This is a genomic window from Streptomyces sp. R302 (assembly GCF_012927245.1).
GTDB lineage: Bacteria > Actinomycetota > Actinomycetes > Streptomycetales > Streptomycetaceae > Streptomyces.
On the sequence record NZ_JABBGE010000014.1, the window covers coordinates 197,063 to 209,990 of the forward strand.

Annotated in this window: 4 protein-coding genes, 1 tRNA gene and 1 rRNA gene; 1 reads left to right on the top strand and 5 read right to left on the bottom strand. The window is 71.4% G+C overall.

Annotated features, from left to right (window positions below):
• Nucleotides 1–262: 262 nt before the first annotated feature.
• The 3 genes from HHL19_RS33880 to HHL19_RS33890 all read right to left on the bottom strand — a co-directional run bounded on the left by HHL19_RS33880 (nucleotide 263) and on the right by HHL19_RS33890 (nucleotide 9,725).
• Nucleotides 263–3,106 (bottom strand): DNA translocase FtsK, encoded by a 2,844-nt coding sequence (locus HHL19_RS33880; RefSeq protein ID WP_169094220.1) that lies wholly within the window; start codon nucleotides 3,104–3,106, stop codon nucleotides 263–265.
• A 114-nt stretch (nucleotides 3,107–3,220) separates the two neighbouring features.
• Complete coding sequence (locus tag HHL19_RS33885; RefSeq protein ID WP_169094221.1) at nucleotides 3,221–3,895, bottom strand: response regulator; 675 nt, start codon at nucleotides 3,893–3,895, stop codon at nucleotides 3,221–3,223.
• Between the two features lie 322 nt (nucleotides 3,896–4,217).
• Nucleotides 4,218–9,725 (bottom strand): HAMP domain-containing protein, encoded by a 5,508-nt coding sequence (locus HHL19_RS33890; protein ID WP_346768515.1) that lies wholly within the window; start codon nucleotides 9,723–9,725, stop codon nucleotides 4,218–4,220.
• Nucleotides 9,726–9,992: 267 nt separating this feature from the next.
• On the opposite strand from HHL19_RS33890, the gene HHL19_RS33895 reads away from it, so the two are divergent.
• Entirely contained in the window at nucleotides 9,993–12,635 is a 2,643-nt protein-coding gene (locus HHL19_RS33895) for a SpoIIE family protein phosphatase (protein ID WP_169094223.1), read from the top strand.
• Nucleotides 12,636–12,725: 90 nt separating this feature from the next.
• On the opposite strand, the gene HHL19_RS33900 is transcribed toward HHL19_RS33895, so the two are convergent.
• Nucleotides 12,726–12,798: transfer RNA gene (locus HHL19_RS33900), tRNA-Thr, on the bottom strand.
• A 5-nt stretch (nucleotides 12,799–12,803) separates the two neighbouring features.
• Nucleotides 12,804–12,920 (bottom strand): 5S ribosomal RNA (gene rrf, locus HHL19_RS33905).
• Nucleotides 12,921–12,928: the final 8 nt, after the last annotated feature.

Here is a 12,928-nt window from a genome sequence, read left to right on the forward strand (position 1 = left end):
CGTTCAGTCTATGGGTGGTACGAAAGGGTGGGGCAACCGGGCGGGTGCGGTTTGTACGCCATGAGGTTGTACATCCCGGCGGAGAGACATCTCCTGAAGAGACATCTCCTGGAGAGACGTCTCCTGGAGGGACATCCTCTTCCCCTCCGTCCAACTTGACGTACGACGAGGGGAAACGGTTGCCCTCTGTTCCCTTACGAGTGAGTCTCGGCCAGGTCTCGAACGCATACCCCGCCCCGGCCGGCGCACACGCGCCGTCCCGTCACTCCGCCGACTCCCCGCGGATCACCGCGAGCACCCCGTCCAGCTCGTCCGGCTTGACGAGCACGTCGCGCGCCTTGGAGCCCTCGCTGGGTCCCACGATGTTCCGGGACTCCATCAGGTCCATCAGCCGCCCGGCCTTGGCGAAGCCCACCCGCAGCTTCCGCTGGAGCATCGAGGTCGAGCCGAACTGGGTCGAGACGACCAGCTCGGCCGCCTGGCACAGCAGGTCGAGGTCGTCGCCGATCTCCTCGTCGATCTCCTTCTTCTGCTTGGTGCCGACGGTGACGTCGTCCCGGAAGACCGGCGTCATCTGGTCCTTGCAGTGCTGCACGACGGCCGCGACCTCGGCCTCGGTGACGAAGGCGCCCTGCATACGGGTCGGCTTGTTCGCACCCATCGGCAGGAAGAGGCCGTCGCCCTTGCCGATGAGCTTCTCGGCGCCCGGCTGGTCGAGGATGACCCGGCTGTCGGCGAGCGAGGAGGTGGCGAAGGCGAGCCGGGACGGCACGTTCGCCTTGATCAGACCGGTGACGACGTCCACCGAGGGCCGCTGGGTGGCGAGCACCAGGTGGATGCCGGCGGCGCGGGCCAGCTGGGTGATGCGGACGATGGCGTCCTCGACGTCGCGGGGCGCGACCATCATCAGGTCGGCGAGCTCGTCGACGATGACGAGCAGGTACGGGTACGTCTTGAGCTCGCGCTCGCTGCCGGGCGGCAGCTGCACCTTGCCGTCGCGGATCGCCTGGTTGAAGTCGTCGATGTGCCGGAAGCCGAAGGCGGCCAGGTCGTCGTAGCGCAGGTCCATCTCGCGCACCACCCACTGGAGGGCCTCGGCGGCCCGCTTGGGGTTGGTGATGATCGGAGTGATCAGGTGCGGGATGCCCTCGTAGGCGGTGAGCTCGACCCGCTTGGGGTCGACGAGCACCATCCGGACGTCCTCCGGGGTCGCCCTTATCATCACCGAGGTGATCAGGCAGTTGATGCACGAGGACTTGCCGGAGCCGGTGGCGCCGGCGACGAGCACGTGCGGCATCTTCGCCAGGTTGGCCATCACATAGCCGCCCTCGACGTCCTTGCCGAGCGCGACCAGCATCGGGTGCTCGTCCCCGGCCGCGTCCGCGAGCCGCAGCACGTCCCCGAGGTTCACCATCTCGCGGTCGCTGTTCGGGATCTCGATGCCGACGGCGGACTTGCCGGGGATCGGCGAGATGATCCGCACGTCCGGCGAGGCCACCGCGTAGGCGATGTTCTTCGTCAGGGCGGTGATCTTCTCGACCTTCACGGCGGGCCCGAGCTCGACCTCGTACCGGGTGACCGTCGGCCCCCGGGTGAAGCCGGTGACGGCCGCGTCCACCTTGAACTCGGTGAAGACGTTCGACAGCGCGTCGACGACGGCGTCGTTCGCGGCGCTGCGGGTCTTGCCGGGACCGCCCCGCTCCAGCAGGTCGAGCGAGGGCAGCGAGTAGGTGACGTCGCCGGAGAGCTGGAGCTGCTCGGCCCGCGGCGGCAGGTCCGTCGGCTCCGGCGCCGGCTTGGTCAGATCCGGTACGGGTCCCCCCGCGGGCCGCTTCTCTCCGCCCCGCGCGGTCGGCACGTTCGGCGGCGCCTTCGGCATCGGCGGTACGGGCCCGGTGGCCTCGTCCGTCGCCCCCTCGGCCCCCTCGGCCAGGGCGGCGGCCCGCTCGGCGGTCACGTCCCGGGTCAGGTCCGCGACCAGCGGCGACGGCGGCATCCCGTTGAGCACCGCGCCGTCGAGCGCGGCGGCCGCGGCGGCGGCCACGTCGACCGGGTCCAGGCCGAGCTCGGGATCGGGGGCGCTCGTGCGCGGCCGGGAGGTGCGGCCGCGCCGCTGCAGGGCCTCCGCCTCGGCCCGGTCCACGTCGTACGGGTCGGCGGGCCCGCCGCGGCGCCTGACCGGCCGGGCGGCGCGCGGCGGCGCCTCCCGCGGGTCGTCGTACGGCTCGTAGGCGTCGTCGTCGTGCCCGGCGTACTCCTCGGCGGTCTCCTCGTACGCGGGCTCGACCAGTCCGAGCCGGACGCCGAGCGCGCGCAGCCGCTGCGGGATCGCGTTGACCGGGGTGGCGGTCACGACGAGCAGCCCGAAGAGGGTGAGCAGCACGAGCAGGGGAACGGCGAGCGCCTCCCCCGTCATGAAGACCAGCGGCTGGGAGAACGCCCAGCCGATCAGCCCTCCCGCGTCCTGCATGGCCTCCGCCCCGGAGTCCCGGCCCGGCGAACCGCAGGCGATGTGGACCTGACCGAGGACGCCGATGACGAGGGCGGAGAGCCCGATGACGATCCGGCCGTTGGCCTCGGGCCGCTCCGGGTAGCAGAAGAGCCGGAAGGAGATGGCGCCGAGGAGCAGCGGGACGAGCAGGTCGAGCCGGCCGAAGGCGCCGGTGACCAGCATCTCGACGAGGTCGCCCACCGGGTTGTCCAGATGGGACCAGGTGCCGGCGGCGACGATCAGCGCTCCGCCGAGCAGCAGCAGCGCGAGCCCGTCCTTGCGGTGGGCGGGGTCGAGCCCCTTCGCGCCGCGCCCTATCCCCCGGAACATGGCGCCGACGCCGTGCGCGGCACCCCGCGCCACCTTGTAGACGCCCCCGGTCGGCGACGGCGCGGGCCGGGGCGCCGGCCGCTTCGCCGCGGTCTTCTTCGCGGGCGCGCGCTTCGCGGGCGCGGCCTTCTTGGCCGCCGCCTTCTTCGCGGGCGCCTTGCCCGAGGACTTCGCGGTGGACTTGCCCGCGGACCTGGCGGCCGTCTTCTTCGCGGCGCCCGTGGTCCGTCCGGCGCGCGATGGTGCGGTGCCCTGTGAGCCCTTGCCGGACGTACGTGAAGCCATGATGTCGAGGTTACCGGTGAGCGGCCGGGCTGTCCGCCTCACCCGAACGTGTCGCCCTTGCCCCGGCACGAAGCTGACGGCCGGTCATCGCGGGCCGGCCGCGGTGACGGAGGCTCAGCTCTGCGCGGGCAGCGGGGGTACGCCTCCGGTGCCGGGCTCCAGCGCGTCAAGGGCACGCCGCAGGCCGGTGAGCTTGCGCTCCAGATGGGCGGCGGTGGCGACGGCGGCCGCGTCGGCCGACTCGTCGTCGAGCTGCTTGGAGAGCGCCTCGGCCTGCTCCTCGACGGCGGCGAGCCGGGCGGACAGTTCGGCGAGCAGCCCGGCGGCCTCCTTGCCCTGGCCGCCCTCGCCGCCGCCCTCCAACTGCAGCCGCAGCAGCGCCGCCTGCTCGCGCAGCTTGCAGTTCTTCATGTACAGCTCGACGAAGACGGAGACCTTGGCGCGCAGCACCCACGGGTCGAACGGCTTCGAGATGTAGTCGACCGCGCCGGCCGCGTACCCCCGGAAGGTGTGGTGCGGGCCGTGGTTGATCGCGGTGAGGAAGATGATCGGGATGTCCCGGGTCCGCTCGCGGCGCTTGATGTGCGCGGCGGTCTCGAAGCCGTCCATGCCGGGCATCTGGACGTCGAGCAGGATGACCGCGAAGTCGTCCGTCAGCAGCGCCTTGAGCGCTTCCTCCCCGGACGATGCCCGCACCAGCGTCTGATCGAGCGCGGAGAGAATGGCCTCCAGCGCCAGCAGATTCTCCGGCCGGTCATCGACCAGGAGGATCTTGGCCTTCTGCACCATGCCCCGTCCTCCTCGTCCCGGCAACGGCTCGACCCGGCTTCCGGAACCACTGCCGGAACCGGGAGAAGCACCGGGCGCCGCCCCATAGGACGGCTTTCCGGTGCCGTCCGTCCTTGTGCCGGTCATCGTAGCCGCACCCCGCCTGTCGCCACACCCTGTCACCGTGATGTCACTGTGCACAGTGCGGAAACGGGGCACGGGTCGAGAAGGTTCCCCGAATCCGGCACCCTCACACGCCGACGGCGACAGTACGCCGCTCTTCTCCCGCGGTACGCCGCCGGGGGGCCGGTCCCGCGTGGGCCCGGCCCCCGGCGGCCGGCCCTCACTCGCCCCGCATCCACTGCTCCATGACCGTCAGCAGGTAGTCGGGGTCGACCGGCTTGGTGACGTAGGCGGAGGCCCCCGAATCGATCGCCTTCTCCCGGTCGCCCTTCATCGCCTTCGCGGTCAGTGCGATGATCGGCAGCCCCGCGAACTGCGGCATCCGCCGGATCGCGGTCGTCGTCGCGTACCCGTCCATCTCCGGCATCATGATGTCCATCAGAACGACCGTCACGTCGTCGTTCTGCTCCAGGACCTCGATGCCCTCCCGCCCGTTCTCCGCGTACAGCACCGCGAGCCCGTGCTGTTCGAGGACGCTGGTGAGGGCGAAGACGTTGCGGATGTCGTCGTCGACGATGAGGACCTTCTCGCCGGCGAAGGAGTACGTGCGCTGCGGCTCCGCGCCGCGCTCCGGCTGCCCGCCCGCTGTCTCCCCGAAGGCGTCCTCCGGACCCTGCTGGCCCGGGACCCCGCCCCGTGCCTCGCCCGCGCCCGCCCCCTCCGGCGCCTCCGCCGCGGCCTCGGCCTTCCGCCGGTGCCGGAAGAGCGCGCCGGCGCCCGACCGGGCCTCGCTCCGCACGGGCGCGGGCGGGAAGTGCGGGAAGGTGTGGCCGGACCGGCCGTCCTCGGCCGGAAGGCCCGGCTCGCCCGCCTCGCCCTGCCCGTACCCGTGCGGCGGCACCTCGGTCGGGTTCAGCGGCAGGTAGAGGGTGAAGGTGGAGCCGCGGCCCGGCTCGCTCGCCGCGAAGATCTCGCCGCCGAGCAGCCGGGCGATCTCGCGGCTGATCGAGAGCCCGAGGCCCGTACCGCCGTACTTGCGGCTGGTGGTGCCGTCGGCCTGCTTGAACGCCTCGAAGATGACCCGCATCTTGCTGGCCGCGATGCCGATGCCGGTGTCCGTCACCGAGAAGGCGATCAGGTCGCCGTCGGCGTCGCGCAGCGAACCGGCCTCCAGGAGCTGCTCCCTGATGGGCTGCGGCACGTCCGCGCCGGCCGGCCGGATCACCAGCTCCACCGCGCCGGAGTCGGTGAACTTCACCGCGTTCGACAGCAGGTTGCGCAGCACCTGGAGGAGCCGCTGCTCGTCGGTGTGGAGCGTGGCGGGCAGTTCGGGCGAGACCCGGACCGAGAAGTCCAGGCCCTTCTCCGCGGTGAGCGGCCGGAAGGTCGCCTCCACGTAGTCGACGAGCTGCACGAGCGCGATCCGGGTCGGGGAGACGTCCATCTTGCCCGCCTCGACCTTCGACAGGTCGAGGATGTCGTTGATGAGCTGGAGCAGGTCGGAGCCGGCGCCGTGGATGGTCTCGGCGAACTCGACCTGCTTCGGGGTGAGGTTGGTGTCCGCGTTGTCCGCGAGCAGCTTGGCCAGGATGAGCAGCGAGTTGAGCGGGGTGCGCAGCTCGTGCGACATGTTGGCGAGGAACTCGGACTTGTAGCGCATGGAGACGGCGAGCTGTTCGGCGCGCTCCTCCAGGACCTGCCGGGCCTCCTCGATCTCGGTGTTCTTGACCTCGATGTCGCGGTTCTGGCGGGCCAGCAGCTCGGCCTTGTCCTCCAGTTCGGCGTTGGAGTTCTGGAGCTCCTTCTGCCGGTGCTCCAGCTCGGCCGACCGCTCCTTGAGCTGCTCGGTGAGCTCCTGGGACTGCTTGAGCAGCACCTCGGTCTTGGTGTTGACGCTGATGGTGTTGACCGTGGTCGCGATCAGTTCGGCGATCTGGTTGAGGAAGTCCCGCTGGATCTGGGTGAAGGGCTGGAAGGACGCCAGCTCGATCACGCCGAGGACCTTGCCCTCGAAGAGCACCGGCAGCACGATGACGTGCGCGGGCGAGGCCTCGCCGAGCCCGGACGAGATCTTCAGGTAGCCCGGCGGCACGTTGACCTGGATGGTCCGCTTCTCCTCCGCCGCCGTCCCGATGAGCGTCTCGCCGGGGCGGAAGGAGGTCGGCATGGACCCGGCCGAGTAGCCGTAACTCCCGCGCATGCGCAGCTCGTACGAGCCGCTGCCCTCGCCGATGAGTTCGGTGTCGTGGTTGGCGGAGCCGGTCGGCGTCGCCACGAAGAAGGCGCCGTGCTGGGCGGAGACCACCGGCGTCAGCTCGCTCATGATGAGCGAGGCGACGTCGTCGAGGTCCCGGCGGCCCTGCATCAGGCCGGAGATGCGGGCCAGGTTCGACTTCAGCCAGTCCTGCTCGTCGTTGGCGAGAGTGGTGTCGCGCAGGTTGGCGATCATCGTGTTGATGTTCTCCTGGAGCGCCTGGATCTCGCCGGCCGCGTCCACACCGTCGATCTTGACGTTGAGGTCGCCGCGGGTGACCGCGGTCGCGACGGCCGCGATGGCGCGCACCTGCCGGGTGAGGTTCCCGGCCATCTCGTTCACGGAGAGCGTGAGGTCGCTCCAGGTGCCCTCGACGTCCCGGACCCGCGCCTGACCGCCGAGCTGCCCGTCGGTGCCCACCTCGCGGGCCACCCGGGTGACCTCCTCGGCGAAGTTCGACAGCTGGTCGACCATCGTGTTGATGGTGTTCTTCAGCTCCTGGATCTCGCCCCGCGCCTCGATGTCGATCTTCTTGGTGAGGTCGCCCTTGGCGATGGCGGTGGTGACCGCGGCGATCTGCCGCACCTGGCCGGTGAGGTTGTCGGCCATGCTGTTCACCGAGTCGGTGAGGTCCTTCCAGGTGCCGGAGCCACCGGGCACCCGGGCCTGGCCGCCGAGGATGCCGTCGGTGCCCACCTCGCGGGCCACCCGGGTCACCTCGTCGGCGAACGAGGACAGCGTCGTCACCATCGTGTTGACCGTCTCGGCGAGTTCGGCGACCTCGCCGCGCGCCTCCACCGTCACCTTCTTCGTGAGGTCGCCGTTGGCGACCGCCGAGGAGACCCGGGCGATGTTCCGCACCTGACTGGTCAGGTTGTTGGCCATCAGGTTGACGTTGTCGCTCAGGTCCTTCCAGATGCCGGTGACCCCGCGCACCCGGGCCTGGCCGCCGAGGATGCCCTCCGTGCCCACCTCGCGGGCCACCCGGGTCACCTCGTCGGCGAAGTTCGACAGCTGGTCCACCATCGTGTTGACGGTGGTGACGAGCTCCAGGATCTCGCCCTTGGCGTCGACGGTGATCTTCTTCGACAGGTCGCCCCGAGCGACGGCGGTGGTGACCTCGGCGATGTTCCGGACCTGGAAGGTCAGGTTGTTCGCCATGAAGTTCACCGACTGGGTCAGGTCCTTCCAGGTCCCGGAGACCCCCTGCACCTCGGCCTGGCCGCCGAGGATGCCCTCGGTGCCCACCTCGCGGGCCACCCGGGTCACCTGGTCCGCGAAGGACGACAGCTGGTCCACCATCGTGTTGAGGGTGTTCTTCAGCTCCAGGATCTCGCCCCGGGCGTCCACGTCGATCTTCTGCGACAGGTCGCCGCGCGCCACCGCCGTGGCGACCTGCGCGATGTTGCGCACCTGCGCCGTCAGGTTCCCGGCCATGCCGTTCACCGAGTCGGTGAGGTCCCGCCACACGCCGGCGACGCCCGGCACCTGCGCCTGACCGCCGAGCCGCCCGTCGGTGCCCACCTCGCGGGCCACCCGGGTCACCTGGTCGGCGAAGGCGGAGAGCTGGTCGACCATCGTGTTGATGGTGTTCTTCAGCTCCAGGATCTCGCCGCGCGCGTCCACGTCGATCTTCTGCGACAGGTCGCCGCGCGCCACCGCCGTCGTCACCTGCGCGATCTGCCGCACCTGCGAAGTGAGGTTCCCGGCCATGAAGTTCACCGAGTCGGTCAGCTCGCGCCAGCGGCCGGAGACCCCGTCCACCCGCGCCTGACCGCCCAGTCGGCCCTCGGTGCCCACGTCCCGGGCCATCCGCGTGACCTGGTCGGCGAAGGACGACAGCTGCGACACCATCGTGTTGACGGTGTTCTTCAGCTCCAGCATCTCGCCGGCCACGTCCACGGTGACCTTCTGCGACAGATCGCCGTTCGCCACCGCCGTCGTCACCTGCGCGATGTCCCGCACCTGCCCGGTGAGGTTGTGGAAGGCCGTGTTCACCGAGTCGGTGAGGTCCTTCCACGTGCCGGCCGCGCCCTGCACCTGCGCCTGCCCGCCGAGCCGGCCCTCGACACCGACCTCCCGGGCGACCCGGGTCACCTCGGACGAGAACGACGACAGCTGGTCCACCATCGTGTTCACGGTGTTCTTCAGCGAGAGCATCTCGCCCGCCACGTCCACCGTGACCTTCTGCGACAGATCACCGTTGGCCACCGCCGTCGTCACCAGGGCGATGTCCCGCACCTGCGCCGTCAGCTGGTTCGCCATCGTGTTCACCGAGTCGGTGAGGTCCTTCCAGGTGCCCGCCGCGCCCGGCACCTGCGCCTGCCCGCCGAGCAGACCCTCCGCGCCGACCTCGCCGGCCACCCGGGTCACCTCGCCCGCGAAGGTCCGCAGGGTGTCCGTCATCTGGTTGATGGTGTCGGCGAGCTGGGCGATCTCGCCCCGCGCGCTCACGGTGACCTTCTGCGACAGGTCGCCGTTCGCGACCGCCGTCGTCACCTCCGCGATCCCCCTCACCTGATTGGTGAGGTTGCCCGCCATCGTGTTGACGGAGTCGGTGAGGTCCTTCCACACGCCCGCGACCCCGGCCACCTCGGCCTGACCGCCGAGCTCGCCCTCCGTACCCACCTCGCGGGCGACCCGGGTTACCTCGGACGAGAACGACGACAGCTGGTCCACCATCGTGTTCACGGTGTTCTTCAGCGAGAGCATCTCGCCGGCCACGTTCGCCGTGACCTTCTGCGAGAGATCGCCGTTCGCGACCGCCGTCGTCACCAGGGCGATGTCCCGCACCTGCGCCGTCAGCTGGTTCGCCATCGTGTTGACGGAGTCCGTGAGGTCCTTCCAGGACCCGGACACGCCCCGTACGTGCGCCTGCCCGCCGAGGATGCCCTCGGTGCCCACCTCGACGGCCACCCGCGTCACCTCGGACGCGAAGACCGACAGCTGGTCCACCAGGTGGTTGACGGTCCGCGCGACCTTCAGGAACTCGCCGCGCAGCGGCCGCACCGTCCCGTCGGACCCCTCCGAACGCAAGTCCATCCGCTGTTCGAGATCGCCCTCGGCGACCGCCGTCAGCACCCGGCTCACCTCGGACACCGGCCGCGCCAGATCGTCGACCAGCGCGTTCGCCGCCTCGATCGCCGCCGCCCAGGCGCCTTCGGTCGCCCCCGCCTCCAGGCGTTCGGACAGCTTGCCCTCGCGCCCGACGACCCGCCGCACCCGCGACAGCTCCCCGGTCACGTGCATCTGCCGGTCCGCGACCTCGTTGAAGACGGCCGCGATCTCCGCCATCACCCCGTCACCGGAGACGGTCAGCCGCCGCCGCAGGTTCCCGTCCCGCATCGACACCAGTGCGGACAGCAACCGCTCCAGCGCGGCCGCGTCCACCTGTACCGTCCCCCCACGGGAACGCCCGCCCCTCGCGCGCGTGCCACTGCCGCCGCCACGCCGCGCCGCCGTGCCAGACTCCACCGTGTCCCTCCCGAAAGGGGTTCGACCGTTCCGCTCCGGCTCCCGCCGAAGCATTCCCAGTGTTTCACCGCGACCGAGCCAGGCGATAACAGTTCGGCAGCTTCGCACAAGGTCCCCACCCCCGGAGGGCGGAAACAGCGGAGACCGGCCTCCGCGCGGACGCCGAAGGTAAGTAACCTGGCATCCGGCTGTCCAGCCGCCCCGGTCAGCCCGGCGGGGGCGGTGTGGCGCGTACCACCACCGGGCAGCGGGAGGGGCAGACCGAGCATGGCAGAGCCGGGCGTCGAGACGCGTACGAGGAGTGCTGTGATCACCGCGCGGGCGACTGCCACCTTCGAGCCCGTCGGACGGTCCGTCGCCGCCGCCCGGGCCTTCGTCCGGGACACCCTCCAGGGCTGGGGCCACCCCGAGCTGGTCGACGACGCCGTCGTCCTCACCAGCGAGCTGGTCACCAACGCCGTGGTGCACGCCGGCACCGCCGCCGACGTCCTGTGCCTGCGCTCCGAGGACAGCATCCGCGTCGAGGTCGCCGATCGCTACCCGGAGCGCGAGATCCCCGTCCAGAGCGGCCGCACCCTCGCGAGCCCCGACCGGGAGAACGGCCGGGGACTGCTCCTGTGCGCCGCCCTCTCCGACCGCTGGGGCGTCGACTACTCCCCCACCCGCAAGCACGTCTGGTTCCACCTCGACCTCCCCCAGCGCCCCGTCGGCACCCGTTCCGCCGGCCCGGTCCTCCCCGACGCCCTCCTCCCGGTCGCCGACAGCCGCGTCCGCGTCGCCGTCGTCCAGATCGACCGGGGCGGCGCCATCACCTCCTGGAACGAGGACGCCGAGGAGCTCTTCGGGTACGCCCCCGAGCAGGTCACCGGAAAACCCCTGGGCGACCTCGCCGCCTGGCCGCACACCCCCGGCATCAGCACCGGCCTCGCCGAGGCCCTCCGCCTCTCCCGCTGGGAGGGCAGTTACGGGCTCCGCCGCGCCGACGGCCGCGTCATCCCCGTGTACGCCTCCCACCTGCGGGTACGTGACGCCCAGGGCGAGCCCTCCACCGTCTGCCTGCTGGTCCGGGAGGACGAGCGCGCCGTCCTCCAGACCCCGCAGCGCCCGGCCGCCGACCCGACCGCGGAGAGCCGCGCCACGGACCCCTTCGAGGTCTTCATCGGCTCCCCCGCCCCCGACGACCTGGACGGACTGCTCCAGCGCACGGTCGAGCGGGCCCGGGACATGCTCGACGGCGACGCCGCCTTCCTCCTCCTGGCCACCGACGACGAGACGGAGCTGGAGGTACGGGCGACGACCGGCCTCCCGGCCGCGCGCCAGCGCTTCGCCCGCGTCCCGGTGGAGACCGGCGCCAGCCGCTACGGCTCCGCCCGCATGCCCGCCGTCCACGAGGACCTGGCGGCCGTCCCCGGCGCCGTCCCCCTCCTCGAAGGCACCGGCATGCGCTCGGTCGTCACGGTCCCCCTCAAGGTCGAGGGCCGTCTCACCGGCTCCCTCGGCGTCGCCGCCGAGGCCGCGAACCGCTATTCGAACGAGGAGGCCCTCCGCCTCCAGTTCGCCGCCGACCGCATCGCCCTCGCCGTGGAATCCGCCCGTCTGGGCGAGCTCGAACGGCTCCGCCGCGGCTCCCTCAGCTTCCTCGTCGAGGCCTCCGACCTGCTGGCCGGCACCCTCGACCGCGACCAGACCCTGGCCCTCATGGCCCAGATGACGGTCCCCACCCTGGCCACCTGGTGCGCCGTCTACACGATCGCCGACCCGGCCTCCGATCCGTACCTCTCGTACGTGCTCCACGAGGACGAGGACCGCATCGACGGCCTGAAGGCCCTGCTGGCCTCCATCGCCCCGCCCGACCCGGTGCCGGCCCCCGGCGCCCGGCTGTGGACGGCCCCCGGCGAGGCCGCCCACCGGGCCGCGCTCGCCGCCTCGGCCCGCGAGCTCGAACACCTCGGCAGCCCGCTCTCCTCCGGCATCGACGTCGCCCTGGCCACGGCCGGCGCGGTCGCCGGCGAGACGGTCGTCCTGCCCCTGGTCGCCCGCAACCGCGTGATCGGCATGCTGACCCTGGGCCGCCCGGCCGAGGACCACTTCCGCCAGGAGATCCTGGAGCTCGCCGAGGACCTCTCCCGCCGAGCCGCCCTGGCCCTGGACAACGCGCGCCTGTACTCGGAGCGCAACGCCATCAGCCAGTCCCTCCAGCGCAGCCTGCTCCCTCCGGAGCTCCCCAAGATCCCCGGCGTCGAGGTGGACGTCATCTACCGCGCGGCCGGCGAGGGCAACGAGGTCGGCGGCGACTTCTACGACGTCTTCCCCATCCGCGAGGACGTGTACGGCTTCGCCATCGGCGACGTCTGCGGTACGGGCCCGGAGGCCGCGGCCGTCACGGGCCTGGCCCGGCACGCCCTCCGCCTCCTGGCCCGCGAGGGCTTCGGCGGCCCGGCGGTCCTGGAGCGGCTGAACGCGGCCATCCTCGACGAGGGCGCCCGCAGCCGCTTCCTGACCCTCCTGTACGGCGAGCTCCGCCCGCAGACCGACGGTTCGGCGGTCCTGAAGGTGGTCTGCGCCGGCCATCCGCTCCCGCTCCGCCTCCGCCCCGACGGCACGGTCATCCCGGCCGCGGAACCCCAGCCGCTCCTGGGCGTGATGGAGGACCTGGAGCTGTACGAGCAGACCTTCACGCTCGACCCCGGCGACGTCCTCCTGTGCGTCACGGACGGCGTCACCGAGCGCCGCGAGGGCACCCGCATGCTCGGCGACGACGGCCTCGCCGACGCCCTCAGGACCTGTACGGGCCTGACGGCCGGCGCCGTCGGCGGGCGCATCCTCCGCGCGGTCGAACGCTTCGCCCACGCCCCCGCCTCGGACGACATGGCCATCCTGACGATGCGCCTCCAGGAACCGGAGAAGTAGGAAGTAGGGGCCTCCGAGGAGGCCCCTACTTCCTCCCTGCTCAGGACAACGCAAAAAGGCCCCCGCCTATTGGCGGGGGCCTTTTCTCTGAGCCCTTTAACGGAATCGAACCGTTGACCTTCTCCTTACCATGGAGACGCTCTGCCGACTGAGCTAAAAGGGCGGGTTGTTCGGCGGTGTCCTACTCTCCCACAGGGTCCCCCCTGCAGTACCATCGGCGCTGAAAGGCTTAGCTTCCGGGTTCGGAATGTAACCGGGCGTTTCCCTAACGCTATGACCACCGAAACACTATG